30 protein-coding genes and 1 tRNA gene are annotated in these 21,387 nt (G+C 57.9%); 30 read left to right on the top strand and 1 reads right to left on the bottom strand.

What is annotated here, in order from left to right; translation table 11 throughout:
- The first annotated feature begins 157 nt into the window (after positions 1-157).
- Positions 158-865, top strand: a complete 708-nt coding sequence (locus AAC077_RS07230) for a dimethylsulfonioproprionate lyase family protein (protein ID WP_339768069.1) — start codon at positions 158-160, stop codon at positions 863-865.
- A gap of 57 nt (positions 866-922) precedes the next feature.
- Here the strand turns inward: AAC077_RS07230 and AAC077_RS07225 are convergent, their stop codons facing one another.
- Positions 923-1,417 carry a DUF892 family protein gene (locus AAC077_RS07225; protein WP_339768067.1) on the bottom strand — a complete coding sequence of 165 codons (495 nt, stop codon included), beginning with the start codon at positions 1,415-1,417 and terminating at the stop codon, positions 923-925.
- A gap of 163 nt (positions 1,418-1,580) precedes the next feature.
- Here AAC077_RS07225 and AAC077_RS07220 point away from each other — a divergent pair, with 163 nt between their 5' ends.
- From AAC077_RS07220 to nusG, 29 genes are all read left to right on the top strand, one after another.
- Complete coding sequence (locus AAC077_RS07220) at positions 1,581-2,225, top strand: CatB-related O-acetyltransferase (protein WP_339768065.1); 645 nt, start codon at positions 1,581-1,583, stop codon at positions 2,223-2,225.
- Between the two features lie 58 nt (positions 2,226-2,283).
- A complete protein-coding gene (locus AAC077_RS07215) occupies positions 2,284-2,775 on the top strand; it encodes an anthrone oxygenase family protein (RefSeq protein WP_339768063.1) in 492 nt (163 codons plus the stop codon).
- 224 nt (positions 2,776-2,999) lie between these two features.
- Positions 3,000-3,818, top strand: coding sequence for a helix-turn-helix domain-containing protein (locus tag AAC077_RS07210; RefSeq protein ID WP_339768061.1), 819 nt, complete (start codon positions 3,000-3,002; stop codon positions 3,816-3,818).
- Between the two features lie 391 nt (positions 3,819-4,209).
- On the top strand, positions 4,210-5,409 hold the full coding sequence (locus AAC077_RS07205; protein WP_339768059.1) for a phage portal protein: 1,200 nt from the start codon (positions 4,210-4,212) through the stop codon (positions 5,407-5,409).
- Positions 5,399-5,788: a hypothetical protein gene (locus tag AAC077_RS07200; RefSeq protein ID WP_339768057.1), complete on the top strand. Its 390-nt coding sequence runs from the start codon at positions 5,399-5,401 to the stop codon at positions 5,786-5,788. The genes AAC077_RS07205 and AAC077_RS07200 overlap by 11 nt, the downstream gene beginning before the upstream one ends.
- A complete protein-coding gene (locus AAC077_RS07195) occupies positions 5,788-6,291 on the top strand; it encodes an HK97 family phage prohead protease (protein ID WP_339768055.1) in 504 nt (167 codons plus the stop codon). The genes AAC077_RS07200 and AAC077_RS07195 overlap by 1 nt, the downstream gene beginning before the upstream one ends.
- A gap of 3 nt (positions 6,292-6,294) precedes the next feature.
- Entirely contained in the window at positions 6,295-7,464 is a 1,170-nt protein-coding gene (locus tag AAC077_RS07190) for a phage major capsid protein (protein ID WP_339768053.1), read from the top strand.
- 11 nt (positions 7,465-7,475) lie between these two features.
- Positions 7,476-7,862 (top strand): hypothetical protein, encoded by a 387-nt coding sequence (locus AAC077_RS07185; protein ID WP_339768051.1) that lies wholly within the window; start codon positions 7,476-7,478, stop codon positions 7,860-7,862.
- 156 nt (positions 7,863-8,018) lie between these two features.
- The gene (locus AAC077_RS07180; protein WP_339768049.1) at positions 8,019-8,372 is read left to right on the top strand and encodes an HNH endonuclease signature motif containing protein; all 354 of its coding nucleotides are present in this window, start codon (positions 8,019-8,021) and stop codon (positions 8,370-8,372) included.
- A gap of 3 nt (positions 8,373-8,375) precedes the next feature.
- The gene (locus tag AAC077_RS07175; RefSeq protein WP_339768047.1) at positions 8,376-8,855 is read left to right on the top strand and encodes a hypothetical protein; all 480 of its coding nucleotides are present in this window, start codon (positions 8,376-8,378) and stop codon (positions 8,853-8,855) included.
- 9 nt (positions 8,856-8,864) lie between these two features.
- Positions 8,865-9,176, top strand: a complete 312-nt coding sequence (locus AAC077_RS07170) for a head-tail connector protein (protein WP_339768045.1) — start codon at positions 8,865-8,867, stop codon at positions 9,174-9,176.
- Complete coding sequence (locus AAC077_RS07165; RefSeq protein ID WP_339768043.1) at positions 9,173-9,586, top strand: HK97-gp10 family putative phage morphogenesis protein; 414 nt, start codon at positions 9,173-9,175, stop codon at positions 9,584-9,586. The genes AAC077_RS07170 and AAC077_RS07165 overlap by 4 nt, the downstream gene beginning before the upstream one ends.
- On the top strand, positions 9,583-9,999 hold the full coding sequence (locus tag AAC077_RS07160) for a DUF3168 domain-containing protein (RefSeq protein ID WP_339768041.1): 417 nt from the start codon (positions 9,583-9,585) through the stop codon (positions 9,997-9,999). Before AAC077_RS07165 ends, AAC077_RS07160 begins: the two co-directional genes overlap by 4 nt.
- Entirely contained in the window at positions 9,996-10,313 is a 318-nt protein-coding gene (locus AAC077_RS07155) for a phage head closure protein (protein WP_339768040.1), read from the top strand. The genes AAC077_RS07160 and AAC077_RS07155 overlap by 4 nt, the downstream gene beginning before the upstream one ends.
- On the top strand, positions 10,310-10,744 hold the full coding sequence (locus AAC077_RS07150) for a phage terminase small subunit P27 family (RefSeq protein ID WP_339768039.1): 435 nt from the start codon (positions 10,310-10,312) through the stop codon (positions 10,742-10,744). The genes AAC077_RS07155 and AAC077_RS07150 overlap by 4 nt, the downstream gene beginning before the upstream one ends.
- On the top strand, positions 10,744-12,351 hold the full coding sequence (locus AAC077_RS07145; RefSeq protein ID WP_339768037.1) for a terminase TerL endonuclease subunit: 1,608 nt from the start codon (positions 10,744-10,746) through the stop codon (positions 12,349-12,351). The genes AAC077_RS07150 and AAC077_RS07145 overlap by 1 nt, the downstream gene beginning before the upstream one ends.
- 9 nt (positions 12,352-12,360) lie before the next feature.
- On the top strand, positions 12,361-14,523 hold the full coding sequence (locus AAC077_RS07140; RefSeq protein ID WP_339768035.1) for a hypothetical protein: 2,163 nt from the start codon (positions 12,361-12,363) through the stop codon (positions 14,521-14,523).
- Complete coding sequence (locus AAC077_RS07135) at positions 14,520-15,281, top strand: hypothetical protein (protein WP_339768033.1); 762 nt, start codon at positions 14,520-14,522, stop codon at positions 15,279-15,281. The genes AAC077_RS07140 and AAC077_RS07135 overlap by 4 nt, the downstream gene beginning before the upstream one ends.
- On the top strand, positions 15,278-15,628 hold the full coding sequence (locus AAC077_RS07130) for a hypothetical protein (RefSeq protein ID WP_339768031.1): 351 nt from the start codon (positions 15,278-15,280) through the stop codon (positions 15,626-15,628). The genes AAC077_RS07135 and AAC077_RS07130 overlap by 4 nt, the downstream gene beginning before the upstream one ends.
- A gap of 389 nt (positions 15,629-16,017) precedes the next feature.
- Complete coding sequence (locus tag AAC077_RS07125) at positions 16,018-16,185, top strand: Arc family DNA-binding protein (RefSeq protein WP_339768029.1); 168 nt, start codon at positions 16,018-16,020, stop codon at positions 16,183-16,185.
- A gap of 77 nt (positions 16,186-16,262) precedes the next feature.
- Positions 16,263-16,643: a hypothetical protein gene (locus tag AAC077_RS07120; RefSeq protein ID WP_339768028.1), complete on the top strand. Its 381-nt coding sequence runs from the start codon at positions 16,263-16,265 to the stop codon at positions 16,641-16,643.
- Positions 16,640-17,104: a hypothetical protein gene (locus AAC077_RS07115; protein WP_339768026.1), complete on the top strand. Its 465-nt coding sequence runs from the start codon at positions 16,640-16,642 to the stop codon at positions 17,102-17,104. The genes AAC077_RS07120 and AAC077_RS07115 overlap by 4 nt, the downstream gene beginning before the upstream one ends.
- A 91-nt stretch (positions 17,105-17,195) precedes the next feature.
- A complete protein-coding gene (locus AAC077_RS07110) occupies positions 17,196-17,867 on the top strand; it encodes a hypothetical protein (protein WP_339768024.1) in 672 nt (223 codons plus the stop codon).
- Complete coding sequence (locus AAC077_RS07105; protein WP_339768023.1) at positions 17,854-18,057, top strand: hypothetical protein; 204 nt, start codon at positions 17,854-17,856, stop codon at positions 18,055-18,057. The genes AAC077_RS07110 and AAC077_RS07105 overlap by 14 nt, the downstream gene beginning before the upstream one ends.
- Positions 18,058-18,272: 215 nt before the next feature.
- Positions 18,273-19,301 (top strand): tyrosine-type recombinase/integrase, encoded by a 1,029-nt coding sequence (locus tag AAC077_RS07100; protein ID WP_339768021.1) that lies wholly within the window; start codon positions 18,273-18,275, stop codon positions 19,299-19,301.
- A gap of 87 nt (positions 19,302-19,388) precedes the next feature.
- Positions 19,389-19,464 (top strand) — tRNA-Trp (locus tag AAC077_RS07095).
- Between the two features lie 207 nt (positions 19,465-19,671).
- Positions 19,672-20,286, top strand: coding sequence for a hypothetical protein (locus AAC077_RS07090; RefSeq protein WP_339768019.1), 615 nt, complete (start codon positions 19,672-19,674; stop codon positions 20,284-20,286).
- 79 nt (positions 20,287-20,365) lie between these two features.
- The gene (gene secE, locus AAC077_RS07085) at positions 20,366-20,563 is read left to right on the top strand and encodes a preprotein translocase subunit SecE (RefSeq protein WP_339768017.1); all 198 of its coding nucleotides are present in this window, start codon (positions 20,366-20,368) and stop codon (positions 20,561-20,563) included.
- Between the two features lie 222 nt (positions 20,564-20,785).
- Positions 20,786-21,319, top strand: coding sequence for a transcription termination/antitermination protein NusG (nusG, locus tag AAC077_RS07080; protein WP_339768014.1), 534 nt, complete (start codon positions 20,786-20,788; stop codon positions 21,317-21,319).
- Positions 21,320-21,387: the final 68 nt, after the last annotated feature.

The raw sequence follows: 21,387 nt of genomic DNA, 5'->3' as shown, positions 1-21,387 counted from the left end.
CTGCATGACGCCGCAATAGAAAAGGCCGCAGCACCCGCTGCGGCCTTTTTGCATTTGGTGTCGCGGATGTACTGCCCAAGGGCGCAAGCTGTCGTGCGCGTGGGATGCAAACAGGTGTTGGTGGGGGGAATGCCACCGCACAAAAGGACCGCAGCCCATGACCGACACGCCCGCCCCCGCCGACCTGCGGCTGCGCGACTGCCCGAACTGGACCTACCTTCTGCGCGAGTTCGATGTGCTGTATCGCAACGGTTCTGCCGGTGGCAGCCCGTCGATCCGCAGCCACCGCAAACGGGTGCGTGACAGGTTGTCGGCCTGTGTCGTTTCGAACCCGGTGGTGCTGCCGCGCCCGCACGAGGTAAAGCCGGTGACCGCCCATTTCGCCCGTGCGCTGGATCTGGGCGAGCGGTCCGCGATGCAAGGCATGGCGCGGGCGCTGCGCGAGGTGCGCGGCGATCTGACGTGGGAATATGGATACGAGAAACTGCCCAAGGCGCTGGCGCAGAAATATGCGTACTGCGAGGTTCTGGGGCCGAAGGGGCCGGTGCAGTCTGATGGGCTGATCCTGGGATTCGTCCTGTTTGCGCCCGCCACGACATATCCGCAGCACAGCCACCAGGAGATCGAGGAAAGCTATATCTCGGTGTCCGGCGCGTGGTCCGAGAACGACACCGCCGTCTATGCGCCGGGGTCGCTGATCCTGAACCGTTCGGGCGACGAACACCGGATCACCACGGGCGAGCTGGATCCCTGTCTGCTGGCCTATGCGTGGACCGGCGCTGCCGGTCGGCTGGCCGAGCCGATGATGAAGCTGACCGGCACGCGCAAGGTCGGAGAGACGGCCAAGTCACAGGGGCCTTATTAGGGGCGCAAAAAAAAGGCCAGCGCATAGGCTGGCCTTTTTGGGGGAATTCGGGGCGGTTCAGGCGGCGGCTTTGTTCACGCCACCGGTCGCAATCGCTGTCATGTGGCGGTCGCCATCATATGTTTCGTCCAACAGCTTTTGCAGCTTGGCCGCGTCATCATCCAGACCCAGACGGTTGGCAAAGGCGACGACGCTGCCGTATCCGGCCAGCGCATAGTGCACCATCCGCTGATATTGCGTGATGATCACAGCGTCGCGCGCGTCATCGTCCGAGATGTCAGCTTTGATGCCGTGGGCACGGGCTTCGGTTGCCAGACCCTCCATGCCTTTGCAATGCTCGCCCTTGGGGTCCAGGTCGTGCGTGGCGCAGATGGTTTTCAGCACGTCCAGACCTTCGGAAATGCCGTTCACGCCGGCAATCAGGGCTTTGCTCAACTCTTCGTCCTTGGCGGCACGGCCCAGATCGGTGGTGGCTTCCATGGACTGCGTGCAGGCGCTGTGCAGGTCTTGCAGTTGGTCGAAGTATACATCTTTAAGATTGTTGATGGTCATGGTGATCTCCTGTTGGGGGTGTGCGTTGTATTCAGCGAGACAACACGAAGAGGCCGCTTGGGGTTCCAAAGGGATGACCAGCAAAACCGGCGCGTGCCGCACCAAAGGGCTGGGTGCGTCTGTCGCTGATGACAATCGGCACAGATGCTGGCACATAATCCGCATGACACGTTCCTTTGCAGACCCGACCCAAATCCATCCCGTCTTGTTGCCCGACGGCACGCCGCACCTTGGTACGGTGTTCCTGCGACCCGCGCTGTCACACCCGCGCATCACCGTGGGCGACTACAGCTATGCCAGCGCCCATGTGCCGCCCGATGATTGGGCCGCGCATCTGGCCCCTTATCTTTACGACTTCTCGCCCGAGGCGTTGCACATCGGCAAATTCTGCCAGGTCGCGGACGGGGCGCAGTTTATCACCGCCTCGGCCAATCACCGCTATGACGGGTTCTCGTCCTTTCCCTTTGCGATCTTCGGCGGGGGTGACATGGCGGGTCGTCCGTCAATGCCGGGGGCCGGGCCGGATACGGTGATCGGGCATGACGTCTGGATCGGACAGGGCGCGCGCATCCTGCCGGGGGCAAGGATCGGGTCGGGCGTGATCGTGGGTGCTGGTGCGGTGGTGTCAGGGCAGGTGCCCGATTACGCCATTGTCAGCGGCAATCCGGCGCGCGTCGTCAGGATGCGCTTTGACGCCGATACAATCGCGGCGCTGCTTGAGATTGCTTGGTGGGACTGGCCCATTTACCGGGTTCTGGCGCACGAGGCGGCGATATGCGGGGCCGATTTGGCCGCATTGCGCGGCTAGGCGACGGAAGGCTGCGGGGGCTGCGTATAACGACCTATTGCACCAAAGGAGTTTTTCGATGCCATTTGTCTTTCGCACCTTTCTGATCCTCAGCCTGCTTGAGGCTGGCGCCATCTTTGGCTTTTTCTACGCCTGGGTCTGTTCGACCATGTGGGGGCTGGATGCCGCCCCGCCCGAGGTCGCAATTGCTGCAATGCAGGCGATGAACGCGTCGGTGCGCAACGGCGTCTTTGCTGTCAGCTTTTTCGGCACGCCGTTGGTATTGGTACTGACCCTGGTGCTGGCCTTTGCCACGGGGCACCGCAGGGCAGGGGTGATTCTGGCGGCGGCTTTGGTCTGTGCGGTGGCGTCGGTGCTGGCGACGATGTCGGTCAACGTGCCGATGAATCAGGCGCTGGCACAGGTTACACTGCCGTCGGATCAGGCAGGCGCGATCTGGGCCGCCTATTCGGGGCCATGGCAGCTTTGGAACACGCTGCGTACCGTGACCAGCGGTGCGGCGCTGTTGCTGGTGGGGCTGGCCGTGATGCACGCACGGGCGCCGCGATGACGATCCTTGGAGTTTGTGGTCAAAACACACTTGCAATGCGCCCGCGTGCCGCGTAATCACGCAACGATCGCGTAGGGGTATAGCTCAGCTGGTAGAGCGACGGTCTCCAAATCGGATACGATAGTCCGACAAAACAATCACTTAGGTCAGATTAGTTATCAGGACATTACCAGAACGGGTAGTGAACGTGATAACGCGCCGTTTCGCGCTCTGGGGGTCTCCTCATGAGCCATGACGCGACCAATTGGGCCATCAAACAGCGTGGCCTCGACCCCGCAACAAAGCTCCTTCTGTGGCAGCTGGCTGACCGGCACAACAAAGATACGGGCCGGTGTGATCCCTCTCAGGAGCGGCTCGCTGCGGATTGTGAGATGAGCCGAGCCTCGATCAATCGCCACCTTGCAAAGCTGGAAGAGGCCGGTCTTATACGACGGTTTCAACGCATCGATCCGAGGACAAAACGACAAGAGAGCACCACCTATCAACTTGCCTTTGACACCGAATTTACCGCGTCTCAGAATGAGACACGGGCCGTGTCTCAAATCGACCCTGACCCGTGTCTCAAATATGGCGATAGCCGTGTCTCAATTTGCGACACTAACCCTGTAAGGGAACCAGGAAGAAAACCCGCGTGTGATGCGCGCGAGGTGAGCGATGCGGAGTTCGAGGCTTTTTGGCAGGCGTGTGCCCACCCGAGAGATCGAGCCAAAACGCGTAAGCTGTACGCCAAGGCGGTCGAGCAGGGTACAGATCCTGCGTGGCTCTTGGCTGCTGCCAAGCGGCATTGCAAAGAAAACGCGGACGTGCCCCGAATTTACGTGATCAGATCCGACAACTGGCTGGATCAAAAAGCGTGGCTGGCCACTGGATGCGCCGCGGTGGAGCAGCCTGAGGTTGACGGCGTCGAGGCGCTTGCCAGAGCGATGGCCGAGAGGATCAACGCAGGAAAGCGCGTCTATTCTCTGTCAGACAACGTTCGTCAGAAGATGCTCGACTTGAAGCTCGTGACGCCCGAGGAGCTCAAACGCTTGGAGGTTCGATGATGACGGACCGTCCGCCACTCGATCGACATCGGTTCGATGCGCTGATTGCGGGCCCAGAAAAGCTATGGGGCTTGGAGGCGATAGCCAGAACGCTGGGGGTCTCGACCTCGACCGCCCGTCGACTGGCGCGGCGGGAGGATGTGCCAATATCGAAGCCCGATGGATCGCGCCATTTTGCCTTGCGTAGTGAGCTGCTGGGATGGGCGAAGTGCAGATGATGTCCGGGGGGGTGGTCCAAGACTTTGGGGGCCTTCGGGGGACCGGCGCGGGGTACTTCGCTCGAGATTTGCCCGAAATAGAGTTTTTTCGTGATAGGGTTTGGAAGGGTTTGGTAGGTTTTGGTAGGTTTTGGCAGCTTGGCGAGACGGATTTTTCCGTGAACCCTGACGCCATGAACATTTTCAGACGCAAACCCAAGACCGAAACCAAGGGCCTCGCCGAACCCGGCGATGACCTCTACGCGCTGTTTGGGCTGACCCCCACGACCACGGGCGGCGCAGTTGTGACACCTGACGCGGCATTGCGGGTCCCTGCGGTTGGGTCCGCGATCCGGGCAATTTCTGATGCGGTGGCCACTCTCGACGTCACCGTCAAGCAGATCGAGGCTGACGGCACCGAAGTCAACGCGCCGAGTCATCCGGTTATGTACTTCCTGCGCGACCAGGCCAACGAATGGACGGATGGATTTTCGATGATCCGCGACCTGGTCATCGATGCGCTGTCAGACGACAAGGGTGGCGTGGCCTTCGTCAACCGCCTTGATGACGGGCGCGTGGCCGAGATCATCCGTTACCGGCGTGGGGTGATCGATGTTCAGTTCGACCAGACAACGGGCGAGCCCTCTTACAAGATCGACTCGCTAGCCGTTCCTGCGGCCAACGTGATCCACCTGCGCAGCCCATTCGGGCGAGCGCCGCTGTCCCTTGCCCGCGAAGCGATCGGCACCGCTATGGCGCTGGATGCCCACGCTGCCAAGCTGTTTGGACGTGGGGCTCGCCCATCGGGCGCTCTCACCTTCGAAAAGAACATGGGCGAGGAAGCGGTGAAGAAGACCCGCGCTGCATGGCGCGCCACTCATGAGGGCAACGACGCGGGCGGGCAAACCGCGATCTTGTACGATGGTGCGACCTTCGTGCCCTTCACGTTCAACTCGACCGATTCCCAGTTCATCGAAAACCGCAAGTTTCAGATCCTCGAAATCGCACGTGTCTTCCGGGTGCCGCCGTCAATGCTGTTCGATCATGACCGCGCCACCTGGAGCAACACCGAACAGATGGGGCGGGAGTTCCTCAGCTACACGCTGGAACCTTGGCTCAGGGCTACGGAAGGTGCCCTGCGCCGCGCATTGTTCTCGCCCGAAGACCGCCTGCGATACGCCATTCGGTTTGACCGCGACGATCTGACCCGTGCGGATCTGGCCACCCGTGCCACCGTGATCAACAACCTGATCAGTTCGCGCACCATCAACCCCAATGAGGGTCGCGAATGGCTCGGCTTGCCGCCCTATGCCGGCGGCGCGGCTTTCAGCAATCCCAACATCACAACTGAGCCCGCCTTGCCGCCGAAGAAGGACGCCGAAGATGCAGCTTGATGATATCCATAATCACAGCGCCGACCAGGAGCGCGGTCACTGGTTCGAGCTCTTTGACCCGGTGACCAGTGAGAAAACTGGAATCCGCGTCAAAGTCGCAGGGCCGGACAGTGAGGTGCAAAACAGAGCCCGTCTTCGTCTCGCTGATGACCTGTCAGAGCTTGCGAATTCTGAGGGTCGTGTGTCGGCAGAGGCGCGCGAAAGCGTTCGCGTAGATAGCCTCGCCCGCTGTGTTCTGGATTGGGAAATCTCCGAGGCGGGCCAGCCAGTTCCGTTCAATCACGCGAACATCCTGCGCCTGCTGAAGGCCGCAAACTGGGTGCAAGCCCAGATAGATGCCTTTGCATCCGACCGCGCCAGCTTTCGGAAGGATCTCTGATGGATCGCCTCTTCCTTGAAACCAAGCTCGACGCCTTTGATGATGGCACGATTGAGGGCCTTGCATGGCCCTTCGCACTGCCTGACCGCGTTGGCGACATGATCACCAAGGGCGCTTTCGCGGGTGCCGCCCTGCCGCTGCCTATGCTGTTCGGCCACGACCAAAACGACCCTGTGGGCATCTGGTCAGGTGCTGAAGAGCGTGAGGACGGACTGCACCTCAAGGGGCGTCTTCTGGTGGATGAGGTTGTTCGGGCGCGTGAGGTGCGCGCGTTGGTCCGGTCTGGCGCTGTGCGCGGCATCAGCATTGGCTTTCGCACCAAGAAGGCAACGCCCCGCCCGCGTGGCGGTCGGACGATCGAGGCATTGGAACTCCTCGAGGCGAGCCTCGTGACAATTCCGATGCACCCAGGGGCGAGGGTAACCTCGGCCAAGTCGGCAGTCGAGGCACTCAGCCTTGCCGCCAAAATTCAACGCGCGACTGCGCAGCTCACGAAGAGGTAAGACATGCGACATTTGAAGATGAAAGAGCTGCTCGGCAGCACGTCCTTGACGATCAAGGACGGCGGTGAAGACGATCCACAAGACATCGTCACAAAGGCCTTGGAAGACCTGACCAAGACGATGGAAACGCGTCTCTCGGATATCGAGAGCAAGGCTGACAACACAAAGCTGGCGGCTCGGCTGGATAAGCTCGAAGCCAAGGGAAATCGTGCCAATGGTGGCGGCGACGATGACTTGGACGAAAAAGCCGCCATCGAAAAAAAGGCCTTCGGGGTATACCTGCGCCACGGCAACGGCACGCCTGAAGAAGAGCGCAAGGCGCTGACGGTCTCGAATGATGAGCAGGGCGGTTACCTTGCTCCGGCTGAGATGTCGACCGAGTTCATCCGCAACCTGGTCGAGTATTCGCCCATCCGCACCGTGGCCAGTGTTCGCGGCATCACGTCACCTTCGGTGAAATATCCCAAGCGTACGTCGATCACAAACGCCCAGTGGGAAGGTGAAGCTGAAGACAGCGAAGAATCCACCGTTGGCTTCGGGCAAGTCGAAGTTCCGGCAAACAAGCTGATGACATACGTCGACATCAGCAACGAGCTGCTGTCCGACAGTGGTGGGACCGCTGAGGCTGAGGTGCGGCTCGCCCTGGCCGAGGATTTCGGCAAAAAAGAGGGCGCTGCCTTCGTCAACGGTACGGGTGCTGGGCAGCCTGAAGGCGTCATGACCAATGCCAATATCGCGCAATATCTGAACGGCTCGGCCACGGTCCTCTCTCCGGACGCTATGGTCAAGATGATGTATGCGCTCCCGGCCATGTACCGCAATGCTGGCACCTGGATGATGAACGGCACCACGATGGGTATTGTCCGGACGCTGAAGGATGGCGATGGCCGGTTCCTCTGGCAACCGAGCTTCCAGGCGGGCCAGCCCGAAACCATCCTCGGTCGCCCGGTGATCGAGGCAGTCGACATGCCGGACATCGCATCCGGTGCCTTCCCGATCCTCTTCGGCGATTTCTCCGCATACCGGATCGTGGATCGTCTGGCGATGTCGATGCTGGTCAACCCGTACCTGCTGGCAACCAAGGGCCTGACCCGTATCCATGCAACCCGCCGCGTTGGGGGCCGTGTCATTCAGGCCGCCCGCTTCCGCAAACTTAAAATGGCTACCAGCTAAGGAGATCTAACATGCGTGATATTGCGCCCAATTTCGGACTTTCTCAGGCCGTTGCGCCTGCGGTGCTGTCCGCGACCAACACAAGCGCTGCGATCGACCTTCTGGGGTTCAACAGCGCGGCCCTGGTCATCAACACCGGCGCTATCGAAGCGGCGGGAGACTTCACGGCAAAGCTCCAGGAAAGCGATACAACCACATCTGGCGATTTTGCTGATGTCGGGGCCGAGCATCTGGTTGGCACTCTGCCTGCGACCTTGGTGGCGTCCTCTGTCTACAAGCAGGGCTACATCGGAAATAAGCGGTACGTCCGCACGGTCATCACCAAGAACGGCGGCACGTCCATCGCCGCTGGCGCGGTGATTGTGAAGGGTCACCCAGCCGAAGCTCCGGTTACCTGAAGATGAATAGCGGCGCGCGCTCCTTAAAGGGCTTTGAGAACGGTCCGAGACAGACAGCTGTCCTCCCTGCGCGGCGCTTCTTCAGAGGGTCAAGGACAGTAATATCTCAGGGGCAGGTTTCGACCTGCCCCATCACTGACATCGGCAGGGGTTTTTATGGCAACGAAAGCTCCCCGGATATGCGGCTGCGGAAAATTGGTTCTCTCAGGGGAGCGCTGCGCATGTCAGAAAGTGCGCGATGCGGAACGCAAAGCGCGCTTCGATCGGAAGCGGCCCAACTCAAGTGCCAGAGGCTACACCGGATCATGGGATCGGGCACGTGCCGACTATCTGGCGCAACATCCATTCTGTCGACGCTGTGGCGCACGCGCCGTCGTTGTCGACCACATCAAGCCGCATCGCGGCAATTCGGAATTGTTCTGGGACAGATCGAATTGGCAACCGCTTTGCACATCACATCACTCCAGCGCCAAACAACGTGAAGAACGGCGCACTATCAAAAGGACTTAAACCATGCCCATCTTTGCAACAGCTGGAGCGAAAGTGTTCATCGGCACCGTGCTTCCAATGAAGGACGAAGATTTCGTTGTCGGAGACTTCTCCGCGATTGTCTGGACCGAGGTCACAAAGCTTGAATCCATGGGGTCACTTGGTGATGCGGCCAGCGAAATCGAGGCAACACATATCGGCAGCATTCGGACCCAGCGCATCAAGGGTTTGCGCACGGCACAAACGATGGAGATCATCGCTAACATTGACTATAGTGATGCCGGTCAGCTTGCTTTGATCGCAGCGGAAAAGACCTCTGATGATTACGCTTTCAAAGTAACCTTTGACGATGCGCCAGCAGGGGGTACTCCATCCGAACGATATTTTGTCGGCTTGGTCGGTAGCGTGACGGAAGCCTATGACACCGCGAACTCAATCATGAAGTTGAGCAGCAGTCTTTGGGTAAACAGCAATATCGTACGCGTCGATGCGGCGGGGGCCTAGGTCTGAGCAATGGCCATCCTCGATCTGGATCAGCTTAAAGAGCATCTCGCTTTCACCGATGATATCGGCGGGGTCGACGATGCTCTGCTACAGCGCATTCTGGACGCAGCTCAAAACCATATAGAGCGCCTCCTCGGTTTCAAGATCGAGGAGGTGTTTGGCGGAGACGAACAGGAGCCGGTGCCGCCCGCGCTGATCGAGGCCGTGAGCCAGCTTGCCGCTTGGTGGTACGACAACCGTGAGGCGGCTTCTGACACGGCCCGCATCTTGCCGTTCGGCGTGACTGAGATCGTCAACGAATACCGGGAGTTTACCTTTTGACAAGCGACGGCGGTCTTTCCAGCTTCCAGCGGCGCATGCGGGCAATTCCGAAATCGGTGCGCAATGCCGTCGATCCCGCGTTGTTGCAGGGTGGGTACGAGATTGCGGACGCTATTGAGGCGTTGGCACCAGAGGACGAAGGTGATCTCAAAGGGTCCGTCGCGGTAACGCGAGGCGGGAAGGCCACGCCCGCATATTCGGCGCCCGGTGGAACGCACGTTGTCCCAGCCAACCAGGTGGCGGTGACAGTCGGAAACACCGATGTGCGATATCCACATCTTGTCGAGTACGGCACTGCCAACGCACCTGCACAGCCCTTCTTCTGGCCCGGCTTTCGTTTGGCACGGAAGAAGGCCGAAAACCGGATCAAGCGCGTGATGCGAAAGGCCATAAGGGATGCAAAGGGATGAGCGCTGATCTTGCTGTACAAAAGGCCATACGCGCGCGCCTGATCGCCACCACGGCGGTAACGGACCTCGTGCCTGCGAACAGCATTCTCGACCGCAATTCACGCCCTGCGCCGCGCCCTGGCATCGTGATCGGTGAAGCGCAAGAGGTAGATGAAGGCGACAGCATCAGCCGAACTCGAACCCGCATCTTTCACACGATCCATGTGTGGAAGACTGAGCCGTCGCGCGAAGGCGTCAAGATCATCGCCGCCGCGATCCGCACCGCGATCCGCAGTGCGCGCCTTGATTTGGGTGCGGGATATCATTGCGCCGACTGGCGCTTGGCGAGTACCCGCACTATGAGCGATCCGGACGGTGAAACGTCGCATGCCGTCATTGTGGTTGAATGCCTGGTCGAAGAGGTGGCTCCATGAGATCTGGCAAACTTGTGCATGTGATCGAAATACAGAGCGCCATCGAGACGGTGAATGACGCCGGCACTGCGACCTCGACATGGCAGAGTTTCGCTTCCCTACGCGCTGAGCTGGTCGAGCGTAGCACTGAGGAATTCCTGCGCAACGCTGGAGAAACTTCGGAAACAACCATCGTGTTCCGGACGCGCTTCGTGGCGGGCATCAGGGATCAGTATCGCGTAAGTTTTGACGGTTCGACCTATGGCATCGAGGAGCTGGTCACCATCGGGCGGCGCAAGGGTCTGGAAATCCGTTGCAAGGAGATCAAGCCATGAGAGGATCAAAACCGCACATTCGGGTGGAACGCGAATCGCTTGCCGAAAGGCCTGCGCCTGATTTTCTATCCGATGCTGCCAAGGCGGAATGGAACCGCATTGTTCCCATCCTCGCCAAGCGCAAGATCCTGACCGAGGCGGATGTTGGCTGCCTGGAAAATTACTGCATGGCGATCGGTACCGTCCGCGAAATGGATCAGGAGATCCAGCGCATTGGCGCCGTTCAGAAGATTTACAAGATCGACAAGGACGGCAACTCGCTGATGATATCGATCCGGAAGAATCCTGCTGTGGGCATCCGGAATGAGGCAATGACACAGTCGCGGCTGCATGCGGCCGAGTTGGGTGCAACGCCGGTTTCGCGCTCGCGACCGACCCTCGATGATGAGGATGATGATGACGATCTGTTCGGCTGGACAGGCGCTGCCTAATGCTTGTCCCGTCCTGGATCGATCGCCCCGAAGAGATCGCCGACCCGCTGGGCCGTGGAGATCTCGCGGTGAACTGGCTTCGCAAGCTCAAGCATCCCAAGAACCCTGCACCTGGGCATCCGTTCCAACTGGATGAGTGGCAGGAAAATACCATTCGTCGCATTTACGGGCCTCGCCATGAAGACGGCTCGCGCGTCGTGCGTCGTGTTGTTCTCTTGCTGCCACGTGGCAATCGAAAGACCAGCCTTGCGGCTGCGATCACGTTGCTGCACCTGATCGGTCCTGAAAGCCTTCCCGGCGGTTTGATCGTCTCAGCAGCATCTGCGCATGAGCAGGCAATGGAACTGTTCAATGAAGCGGCCATGATCGTGCATTATGACCGGCGTCTCGAAAAGCACTTGAGCGTGCGCGAGTATGTTTCACGCATCGCCTGCCCAAAGCGCCAGACCCGGTACATTGCGGTCGCTTCGGATGGCAAGGTACAGCACGGAAAAACACCCAACGTGGTTATCGCTGACGAACTGCACGCCTGGGAAGGGCGCGCTGGTCTGCGCCAGTGGGAAGCGCTGGACTCGGCGCTGGTCAAGGTGCCCGGTACCTTGATGATCGTGGCAAGCACTTCCGGGCGAGGTCAGGAAAACCTTGCCTGGCAGACGGTTGAATATGCGATCAAGGTGCAGAAGGGTGAGATCGACGATCCCGCAACTTTGCCCGTGATATTCATGGCCGAGCCGGAAGATGATTGGAAAGACGAAGCTCTCTGGCATGCGGTAAATCCCGGTCTTCAACACGGTTACCCGGATCTCGCGGCATTTCGCGACAAGGCCCGTAAGGCAGAACACTCACCCTTTGATCGTGATAGCTTTCTTCAGTTCAATCTCAATCGCTGGCTCGATCAAACGACATCGCCATTTGTCGAGATGCATGTCTATGACCAGGGCTCGCACGAGGTCGATCCCGAGGAGTTGGAGATCGTGCAAGCGCCCTGCTACATAGGGGTGGACCTGTCGAAGAATGAAGATCTGACGGTTGTGGTGGCCTGCTGGCAGGATGGCGCAGACGGCTACCAAGTGGTGCCATTTTTCTTCTGTCCCGAGGACAATCTGCGCGCCCGTGGTGAGATGCATGGCGTCGACTATGTCAGCTGGGCCGAAGATGGATTTATCATCCCGACGCCCGGCAACACGGTAGATCTTCGGACCGTCGAAGCGCATATCCGTGAACTCTGCGCCCGGTTTAACGTTCGTGAAATCGCATTCGACCCGACGTATGGGCGCTCGATGATGGCTGACCTTTGCGAGGATGGACTACCGGCGGTCGAGTTTCGTCAAGGCTGGGTGAGCATGGCCCCCGCGGTAAAAGAACTGGAACGCGCAATCCTGGGCGGTAGGTTCAAGCACGGCGGGCAACCGGTGCTGCGGTGGAACTTCGGCAACATTCAACTTCACATCGACGCCTCGGGAAACAAGAGTTTTCACAAGGGCAAGAGCGGCAACAAGATTGATGGCGCCGTGGCAACTGCAATGGCCGTAGCGCGCTGCGCGGCGGCGGAGGATCACTTCGTTACGGAAGCCGCCTGGTTCGATGACGACATGTTTACAGCTTAAGGAAAACCAATGGATGAAGAACGCTTGATCGTCGCGCTCGAAGCTCGGATCCGAGACTTCGAAAAGAACATGCAGCGGGCTGAACAGCGCGGCACCAGATCCTACCAGAGCCTCCAGCGTGGCTCACGCGGGGCCACCGCAGCGATGGAACGGGACATGGTGCGATCGACCACCCGCATCAACCAGGCTCTCGCCACGACATCCAGCAAGATCGGTTTGGTGGGTAAGGCATTTGTCGCGGGCGCAATCGCGAGCGGTATGGCTGCGATCACTTCTGGCGCGGGCGCTGCGGTCCGCAGTCTTGCCGAACTCGACCGGCAGGCCAAGCGGTCGGGTCTGAGCGTGACTGCCTTCCAGAAGCTGAAATTCGTGGCTGAACAGAATCGCATAGACGTTGACGCGATGATCGATGGCATCAAAGAAATGCAGCTCCGGACTGATGAATTTGCGGAAACCGGCGGAGGCTCAGCAGCTGATGCTTTGAAGCGATTGGGCTACCGGGCCCGCGAACTCGGTAAAAAGCTCGAGGATCCCTCCGAGCTGTTTCTCGACATGATTGATCGCATGGAAGATCTCGATCGCGCTGCGCAGATCCGGGTCGCAGATGAGGTTTTCGGGGGAACTGGCGGTGAGCGCTTCGTCGAGCTGCTCTCCCAGGGTGACGACGGAATCCGTAAGATCATGTCCCGGGCGGATGAACTTGGCATCGTTATGGACGAAGAGGCAATCGCGAAAGCTGCCGAACTGGACCGGAAGTTCGCCGAAATCACTGCGCGCGTTTCTACCCTCAGCAAGACGATTGTGGTGAACCTCGCTGGTGCGATCGAAGAAGCATTGACTGTCGATGTCGATGAAATCTTTGGGTCAGCAGAGCGCGCAATTTCCATGATGGGCGAAGCCAACTATCGGGCCATGAAAGGTGCTTCGGACGTCACCGGAGACCAGCGCGAGGATGTGGAAGACCTCGTCGAAACTTATGAAGAGCTGTTTCGCGCTATAAATGCCGCTACTGGTCCTGATGGCATTCGACTGATGGACGTCGCGGATATCGACGCCGCTCATGAACTTGCAGCAATCTTGCAGGACATCGATCGCGAAATGCAGGCGTTCACCAACGGCGAAACGAAGGCCGCCGATTTTGAGGGGCAAGTTTTCGACCTGGTTGCAGAGGCGGAAAATCTGACCTCTGAACTTAGTGATGTCGATGCCCAAAGATTTGGAAATGTTGTGGATGCCATTGGCGGCATCGCAAGTGCCCTGGCGAAGGCTGCTCAAAATGCGGCAGCCTTGCGCGCCAGCTTGCCTGAAGGCGATACCGAAACATCTGTCACATACGGTCCACAGAATGGAAGGCCGCGCCGCATCATACCTATAAGTGAATTAGCTCCCAGCACTTCACCCCGCCCGCACACTCCCGGTGTTGATGCCAGCTTTGGATTTCCTGACCCAGTCAAGCCTGGAGGCGGTGGCGGTGGCACCTCTGACGTCGACGACTACCAAAGTCGGGTGGAACAAACCCGCGAAGAGATCGCCATGCTGGAGGCGGAGGCCGTAGCGCTGACCGCCGTCGCAATGTCAGGGCGCGAGTATGCCGACGTGATGGAATACGCCCGCAAAAAAGCTGAGCTTCTCTATGACGCACAGAAGGCCGGGAAAGAGATCACGCCTGAGCTTGAAGCGGAAATTGATCAGCTCGCTCAGGCCTACGCTACAGCTGGCGCAGCTGCGGAAGAAGCAGCAGATCGCATCGACGCAATTAAAGAAAATGCTGAACGTGGCGCTGACAGAATGTCCGACATGTTCATGTCAATTGTGGATGGCTCGATGTCGGCAAAGGATGCCTTGGCTGCTTTGCTCATCGAAATTGCCAAAGTGCAAATGCAAAAGGCTTTCCTCGGGCTTGCGGAAAGTGGCGGCGGCGGCAGCTTCTTGCAGACAGTCGGTAGCTGGCTTGGGTTTTCAGGGGGCGGCTATACCGGTGCTGGTGGTAAGCATGATCCGGCCGGTGTGGTCCATAAGGGAGAATATGTCGTTCAGGCCAGTCAGGTTGCAAAGCCTGGCATGAGAGGCTTTCTCGACGCGCTGAACAGCGGTCTACCCGGTTTCGCGCGAGGTGGGCTGGTGCCTGGTTGTGAAGGCGGCAATGAAATTATTATTGGGAGGCCGGAATGAGTATTGTCGCACTACAGGTGAGAGAGGATTACGCTCTAATCGCTGGCGACGGTGTGTGTACAGATCCCGAAACTGGCGCGGTCGCTGGATATATGTCTAAGATCACAGCCATGCCTGATCTGGATTGTGCCATTGCTATAACCGGCGTCGGGGGCTTCAATCATGCGCTTCAATGGAACATGCCATGTTGGGTAAAGGACTTTGATGGTTTTATCGAAGCCCTCCCTGATCTCGCGCGGCTGACACACGAAAAACTATGCCGGGATAATATGATCAGGGGCGATGACAACAGAGCAAATTTGATGGCTGCTGGTTGGTCAATTGAAGAACAACGGTACAAGGCGGTTCGTGTTGTCAGCTATGAGAAGGGCACTACCAATTCGGAGACAGGAGACACTGCTGTCCTTGCACCATTTGTGGCGCATGAATTTACCAGTGGTGGTATGTGGATGTCATCAGCGCCGAAGGAAAATAACATGAAGCTGTTTGGCTTGACGGAAGCCATAGACGGTGAAAGCGACGTAGATTCAATCACCCGGGCTATCTGTGCTGGGCGGGCTTCCAGCGGCATGGTTTTGGATGGTGAGAGAAGTTACCACTATAACGCAGGTGGTTACGTCCAGATCGCCTTAATACAACGCGGCCACATCAACACCTGGATCACGCATCGATGGCCTGAGGACATTATTGGTTTTCCCGTGCGGCCGGAATTTGGATCTCCATTGCCACCGCACCTCAAATTAATTTCGTCGGAATGAAGCTCGAAATCGCCCTCTGCAAGGCTCTCGAAGCTGAGTTTGATCGCAAGGAAAACAAGCTGCCGCCTGGAGCTGTTGTTCTTTGGGAAGCGTTCACCCAACTGTCGAGGCAACGCTCAGTCAGCAGCAACGGTCCAAACCCTTTGAGCTTTAGTGATATCCATGCGTGGTCACAGCTTATGAGAATGCCGATCCAGCCGCATCAGACGCGGGCTATCCTTGCGATGGATCAGGTGTGGATTAAGCGCTACTACGCTCGGCAGGGGCCGCCTGAAGGGGTGGAGGCTCTGCCTACTCGATCTACCCATGAGATGACGCCAGCTATGTTCGATTTGGCGATGGGCTGAAGCTCAGCGGTGAATCACTTCCAGAGGGTATCAGGAAGCTTTGACTTGAGTGCTGCGGTGACTTCGTCCAGTTGGTCACGCGATTCCTGGAGCTTTCGGATCTGATCATCCATCTCCTTTGCATACGCCCGTGCCATTTCAGGCAGGTCCCCAGGGCCTGCTGAAAGGCTCTGTTCAAGCCTCCTGACAATCTCAGCATTCATCGACCGACCATGTTCTTCAGCGGCCTCACGTATTCTATCTCGCATGCCGTCTGGCAAGCGAAGCATGAATTGATCTGATCCTCTTCCCGCGCTTTTGGACATCGGCTAACCCAATATTTTAGGTAGCACTGTGATATGATAGGTTGACAGTCAATAGTAGCACGGTGTTAGGTATCACCGTGCTACATGGAGATTCCAATGACACCTAGAAGGCAAATCCAGCTCCGTCTGCCTGAAGATCTGAAGGAGTGGCTGGAACAGCAAGCCGCGCAGAATGGGTCTTCCCAGAATAGCGAGATCATCCGGGCCGTTCGTGAACGAGCTACCCGAATGCAAGAAAGCGTAGCGACCTGAAATCAAGCGGGCCGGTGGGTGCAGCAACACCTCAACCGGCCCTTACCTAAGAACGATCTATCAGAGGAGATCGCACAATGGCTGTGGCCAAACCTATCACCGTACCTTGCCCTCAGGAAGGGCTAAACCGTCGCAAGCTGCTGATGGGGCTGCCCCTTGCTGGCGCCGCACTGGCCTTGCCCATAGCGGCGAAGGCTGAATCTGATCGGGACCGCATGATCCGCGTTGTCTATCAGCTTGAAGCGCACGAAGGCTGGGAGTCTGCAAACGTCGTCGCGGCTATGGCGTTCGCAGCGTGGCAAATCCGTAAGGCACTCGGCCTCACTATGCCGGATCCTAAGTATGCTCAGATGCATGTCGATTTCCAAAAGGCTGCGTTTGAGCGATACCGCCAAATCTACATATTTAGTTGCGGTACCACGGACGGCGAACAATGCAGCGAAAGGGCGTTGGCATGAACATTCAAATCACCCAAGCCAGCCATGCCACCACGCGTCGCCGTCTCATGAAAAGCTTGCCAGCTGCCGCATTGACCTTTTGCGCGGCGAACACGGCGTGTTGTGGGGCTTCACAGCAAATCCCAAAAGATCCTTTTTTGGATGCATACAACATTTGGATCCAGTCTCAAATCGAGTTTAGTCGGGTCGATAATCTATCAGCAAGTGGGGCTTCTAAATATGATGAACTCGATCGGATTTGGGAAGTCGGAGCTGAAGCGGTTGATTTGATGGCAGACATCTCTCCATCATCACCCGAAGGGCTTGCTGCGCTGGCGCACGTGATTTTCGCCTACCATGGCCCGAACGACGATCCTGGCAGCGCTGCCTATTCTGAAGCAATCAAATATACAGACATCAGATTGCTTGAGAACCTTTACAAGACGCTCTCGGGAGAGCGTGCGCTCCCAGATGGTTTCTGAGTCCGCTCCTGGCCTGAAAAGCTTACACACTCATCTATCGGACTATTTGTCTAATTGAGTTGACCTCGACTTCCATTGGTGATTTTATCCAATGGAAGCCGTTGGGGATGATATTATGCACTTAGGTCAAACTGCCAAGTTCCTCGCGGAGGTTTTCAAGCTTCCTGAAGCTACTCCCCAAATGGTTGGACGAATTATGCGTGAAAATGGTCTGGTCGCCAAAGGCGCAAGGGGCCGCAATGCCCCTCACCTGACCGATGTAGAGCTCGCGCGATTTATCATCGCACTGATGGTTTCCGAAGGTCCCGCAAGCTCAGTCGAAAGGCTCAGATTTTTTGGCCAGCTTCCCTTGGCGGATAGCTTGATTAACGGCGTGCCAAAGTATGATGGCCCCCCACCTCCGGTAACGTTCGAGGGCGCTTTTGCGAAGCTGCTTGAGAACGTGAGGGAAAATAGCTGGGAGGCTGGGTGCGAGAAAAGCTGGCAGGTGGATATTGATATTTCATACGCGAACGCCGCAATTCTCACGCCTCTCCGTCCAGATTTAGGCGTGCCTTCGGAAAATCACTCCTTCCATCAATTTGAAACGGAGCTCGACGATGATTCAGTCGAATCCCCGTTCCCCTACTTGACCGGCCTCGAGCGCACCGTCCGCATCGGCTTTCATACCCTTTTCCGCATATCTCGTGCTGACAAATCAGAAGCAGAGCTGCTGGAGGAAATAGGTATCCGAGATTTGGAGGGGCAGGATGATGCAAGGTAAATTCACAGGCGTATGTGGCAGCAGAAAAAATCTTGAGCTGGCGCTTCTTAAAACGGGCGAGACGCCGGAAGAGATTGAGGCCAGCTTCCAGGGCTATCTGTCGTCAAAGGCGTCCTGCGGACGCGGGTGTGGCGGCACCAATGTTGTCTCGCTGGCATCTCACAGGCGTGCAATGGCCACTGGTGAATAAGGGACCAAGTTAGATATGAGCCGCGCGTTTCCACTCTTTGCAGACGAAAAGACAGCCGCTGACTTGTTTTGCATGAAGCGAGATGAGTTTCGTCAGCTGGTTGATCGCGGGCATCTTCCTCGACCCCGAGACATGGGCGGCTTTGAACGCTGGGACGTTGAAGAACTGCGCAGGATTGGTCGTGGCGACGCTATGAGTGGTGGGGAGTGTGACTGGTGAGCAGGTGGGGCGGAAAGAAGTATCTGATAGAAACCAAGCCGGGATTTATCTACGTCCGAAAGCGTGGAAAATATATTGGCAGGATCTTTGCGCGGGAGGGCACCGCTGAGTTTGATCGCGAGTATTGGGATATACTGACGGGGCGCGCTGTCGAGCCAAGGACATCGTGGCGAACTCTAATTGGTTCGTACAGGAACTCATCTCGATGGATAAATCTCAAGCCCAACACAAAAAAGACCTATGAATTTGTTCTGATCTACATGCTGGACAAGAACGGTAGTAAGGATGTGACGCGTCTGCGCCGAAAGGATGTTATTGCGGCTCAGGAAGCCAACAGCCACAGGGCAAAGTTCGCCAACGATATTCCACGAATTCTGTCTGTCCTGTGCGAACACGCCATTGATATCGGGTGGATGGATCATAACCCTGCGAAGGGTGTAAAGAAAAAACCCATCCCAGAAGATAGGCAAAGACCGCACATTCCATGGACAGATGCCGCTGTCAAAAAGTTTCGGGCTGAAGCGAATGAGCGCGCTTTGCTGATATTCGAGATCGGCGTGGGCAGTGTCCAGCGGCCGGGTGATTGGGCGACTTTCCTCTGGGGAGATTACGATGGTCAGAACTTGGGCCTACGCCAGAATAAGACTGGCAAGGAGCTTCCTTGCCTTCCCTGCACGCCAGAGCTGAAGGCAGCGCTCGACAGAGAGAAACGAAGGATTGGTGGCTCTCCTCACCCCTCACGCCCTATTTTGATAGCGCGCGGAGGAAGCGCGCTGACAATCAGCGGCATTACGCAACTCATGCTCAAAGAACGCAGGCGACTGGGCCTTGAGGCGTACGATCAACACGCCTTGCGGTATCGGGGTGTGATGGAGCTGGCGTGGGCCGGATGTGACGACGAAGAGATCATGTCCTACAGCGGGCACAATACCAGGGAAATGGTGATCAAGTATGCAGGTCTGGCTCGCCAGATCATGCGTGCCGCTACGGCGGCAGAGAAGAGGAGGCTATGGGCACGGCTATGAACAGAACAAGTACAGAACGGAAACGTGATAACCAGTGTGATAACCGGTTGACGGCTGCAATGATAAAACTTAATGAACACAATACACAGGGGTATAGCTCAGCTGGTAGAGCGACGGTCTCCAAAACCGTAGGTCGAGGGTTCGAACCCTTCTGCCCCTGCCATCATCTTCCTGACCAGTGTTGACCGACGTGCGCGCGACCCTTGGGGCCTTGGCATTATGCCGGGTGTTTGCAAGATCAATGCGTTTATGCAGCGCTGTCCCCTTATTGGAAACTGTGCCCTCTTTTTGCCGCAATTGCGTCGCGTCCGTGGCGCATTTTGACGATAGCTCACCGGTGTTCGGTAACGAGTGCCAAGAGGTTTCCCCGATGTCCGATTCTGCCCAAACTGGCCTTGGTCCCGAAACCCTTACGCTTATTCGTGATATGGTGTCCGACACCGAACCGGTCCACATGCCGGAACCGCGCCGCGCGGCGCCATCGCCTGTGCACACCGCCGCGATGCACACCGTTGCGCCGTCGCAAGCTGCATCTTCTGGATATGCGCGCCGGCCCCCGAACGCAGTCTTGGCGCGGGTGCGGGCGTTTCGCCCCAGCCGTCGTCAGATATTCTGGACCGTTTTCGCGTTGATCGTCCTGCTGCGTCCCGCATGGATCGTGCTGACGCTGGTGCTGGGCGCTTTTGTGACCTTGGGCGTTTTCGTGGGCTTTGGGGCGGATCGCGTCTGGTCCGGTGCGGTCAGCCTGTTGAAGTGGTACATGCTGCGCGCTCCGGTCCGCGGTGCACGCCTGACGGCGCGGATCGACCGGTTTGCCTGTCGCTGGGACAATCTGCTGGACCGGTTCCCCGATGGCTGGGTTGACGGGCTGTACCTGCCCGATCTGCAATCGTTGCTTGATGCGGACGACCGTCACGACGCCGTTATGGCCACCCGTCTGCAACGGATGCAGGACCAGTCCCCGAACGACAAGGCCGCAGCCTGAAGGCGCCCGCCCGCAAGAGGTCTTGAATTCACGCCCGCAGCCCGTTACATGGGCCGGACCAATCCGATAGGAGCCTGTCATGGCCACCACCAACCCGCTGCAATTTATCCAGCAAGTGCGCACCGAAGTCAGCAAGGTCGTATGGCCCACGCGGCGCGAGGTGATGCTGACCACTGTGATGGTGTTCATCATGGCAGCTCTGGTTGCCGTCTTTTTCGCGCTGATCGACATTCTGATCCGTGGCGGATTGCAGCAGATCCTGACCTATTTCGGCTGACCGCCGCGCCCTGCGCCGGTCCTTGCCAAAAGCCTAACAAACCCGATCAAGGCCTTGAAACTCTGCGATTGTCGGAGTAGATGGCAACCCTGACCTGACAGAGGGCGTGCGGCGATTCGTGTTGCGCGCCGATTTTTTGTTCAAGTCATTCGGGCCAAGTGTCTGAAAATTATTAAGAATTTGACACGGTTTCGTGTCGCACCAAGAGAGGCAGACGAGCTTATGGCGAAACGATGGTATTCGGTCAGCGTTCTTTCGAACTTCGAAAAGAAAATTGCCGAACAAATTCGTACTACCGCCGTCGAGCAGCAGCTCGAAGGTGAGATCGACGAAGTTCTGGTGCCGACCGAAGAGGTCATCGAGGTGCGCCGCGGCAAAAAGGTCACGACCGAGCGTCGCTTTATGCCCGGTTACGTGCTGGTGCATATGGAGATGTCCGACCGTGGGTATCACCTGATCAGTTCGATCAACCGCGTGACCGGCTTTCTGGGCCCGCAAGGCCGCCCGATGCCGATGCGCGATGCCGAGGTGAACCAGATCCTGAACCGCGTTCAGGAAGGCGAAGACAGCCCGCGCACGCTGATCCACTTTGAAGTGGGCGAGCGCGTCAAGGTGAACGACGGACCGTTCGAGGATTTCGACGGCATGGTCGAAGAAGTTGATGATGACGCGCAGCGCCTCAAGGTGACGGTGTCGATCTTCGGGCGCGAAACGCCCGTTGAACTGGAATTCACTCAGGTCACGAAACAGAGCTGAGTGTAAATTGTGGGAGGCGAGGGTGCCGCGGCATCCGGACCGGACCACACAACATAAAGCCCCAAGGG

The sequence above is a fragment of the uncultured Pseudosulfitobacter sp. genome, from assembly GCF_963976325.1.
Taxonomy (GTDB): Bacteria; Pseudomonadota; Alphaproteobacteria; order Rhodobacterales; family Rhodobacteraceae; genus Pseudosulfitobacter.
This window is presented reverse-complemented; position numbering and strand designations above follow the sequence as displayed.

Bases quoted from the DNA above. Each gene is read 5' to 3' on its own strand.
- AAC077_RS07115 (WP_339768026.1), top strand. From the start codon at position 16,640: ATGAACATTCAAATCACCCAAGCCAGCCATGCCACCACGCGTCGCCGT.
- AAC077_RS07145 (WP_339768037.1), top strand. From the start codon at position 10,744: ATGCTTGTCCCGTCCTGGATCGATCGCCCCGAAGAGATCGCCGACCCG.
- AAC077_RS07140 (WP_339768035.1), top strand. From the start codon at position 12,361: ATGGATGAAGAACGCTTGATCGTCGCGCTCGAAGCTCGGATCCGAGAC.
- AAC077_RS07090 (WP_339768019.1), top strand. From the start codon at position 19,672: ATGTCCGATTCTGCCCAAACTGGCCTTGGTCCCGAAACCCTTACGCTT.
- AAC077_RS07230 (WP_339768069.1), top strand. From the start codon at position 158: ATGACCGACACGCCCGCCCCCGCCGACCTGCGGCTGCGCGACTGCCCG.
- AAC077_RS07205 (WP_339768059.1), top strand. From the start codon at position 4,210: ATGAACATTTTCAGACGCAAACCCAAGACCGAAACCAAGGGCCTCGCC.
- AAC077_RS07155 (WP_339768040.1), top strand. From the start codon at position 9,996: ATGAGATCTGGCAAACTTGTGCATGTGATCGAAATACAGAGCGCCATC.
- AAC077_RS07220 (WP_339768065.1), top strand. From the start codon at position 1,581: ATGACACGTTCCTTTGCAGACCCGACCCAAATCCATCCCGTCTTGTTG.
- AAC077_RS07170 (WP_339768045.1), top strand. From the start codon at position 8,865: ATGGCCATCCTCGATCTGGATCAGCTTAAAGAGCATCTCGCTTTCACC.
- AAC077_RS07160 (WP_339768041.1), top strand. From the start codon at position 9,583: ATGAGCGCTGATCTTGCTGTACAAAAGGCCATACGCGCGCGCCTGATC.
- AAC077_RS07105 (WP_339768023.1), top strand. From the start codon at position 17,854: ATGATGCAAGGTAAATTCACAGGCGTATGTGGCAGCAGAAAAAATCTT.
- AAC077_RS07110 (WP_339768024.1), top strand. From the start codon at position 17,196: ATGGAAGCCGTTGGGGATGATATTATGCACTTAGGTCAAACTGCCAAG.
- nusG (WP_339768014.1), top strand. From the start codon at position 20,786: ATGGCGAAACGATGGTATTCGGTCAGCGTTCTTTCGAACTTCGAAAAG.
- secE (WP_339768017.1), top strand. From the start codon at position 20,366: ATGGCCACCACCAACCCGCTGCAATTTATCCAGCAAGTGCGCACCGAA.
- AAC077_RS07125 (WP_339768029.1), top strand. From the start codon at position 16,018: ATGGAGATTCCAATGACACCTAGAAGGCAAATCCAGCTCCGTCTGCCT.
- AAC077_RS07225 (WP_339768067.1), bottom strand. From the start codon at position 1,417: ATGACCATCAACAATCTTAAAGATGTATACTTCGACCAACTGCAAGAC.
- AAC077_RS07200 (WP_339768057.1), top strand. From the start codon at position 5,399: ATGCAGCTTGATGATATCCATAATCACAGCGCCGACCAGGAGCGCGGT.
- AAC077_RS07150 (WP_339768039.1), top strand. From the start codon at position 10,310: ATGAGAGGATCAAAACCGCACATTCGGGTGGAACGCGAATCGCTTGCC.
- AAC077_RS07175 (WP_339768047.1), top strand. From the start codon at position 8,376: ATGCCCATCTTTGCAACAGCTGGAGCGAAAGTGTTCATCGGCACCGTG.
- AAC077_RS07210 (WP_339768061.1), top strand. From the start codon at position 3,000: ATGAGCCATGACGCGACCAATTGGGCCATCAAACAGCGTGGCCTCGAC.
- AAC077_RS07190 (WP_339768053.1), top strand. From the start codon at position 6,295: ATGCGACATTTGAAGATGAAAGAGCTGCTCGGCAGCACGTCCTTGACG.
- AAC077_RS07195 (WP_339768055.1), top strand. From the start codon at position 5,788: ATGGATCGCCTCTTCCTTGAAACCAAGCTCGACGCCTTTGATGATGGC.
- AAC077_RS07120 (WP_339768028.1), top strand. From the start codon at position 16,263: ATGGCTGTGGCCAAACCTATCACCGTACCTTGCCCTCAGGAAGGGCTA.
- AAC077_RS07215 (WP_339768063.1), top strand. From the start codon at position 2,284: ATGCCATTTGTCTTTCGCACCTTTCTGATCCTCAGCCTGCTTGAGGCT.
- AAC077_RS07135 (WP_339768033.1), top strand. From the start codon at position 14,520: ATGAGTATTGTCGCACTACAGGTGAGAGAGGATTACGCTCTAATCGCT.
- AAC077_RS07185 (WP_339768051.1), top strand. From the start codon at position 7,476: ATGCGTGATATTGCGCCCAATTTCGGACTTTCTCAGGCCGTTGCGCCT.
- AAC077_RS07130 (WP_339768031.1), top strand. From the start codon at position 15,278: ATGAAGCTCGAAATCGCCCTCTGCAAGGCTCTCGAAGCTGAGTTTGAT.
- AAC077_RS07180 (WP_339768049.1), top strand. From the start codon at position 8,019: ATGGCAACGAAAGCTCCCCGGATATGCGGCTGCGGAAAATTGGTTCTC.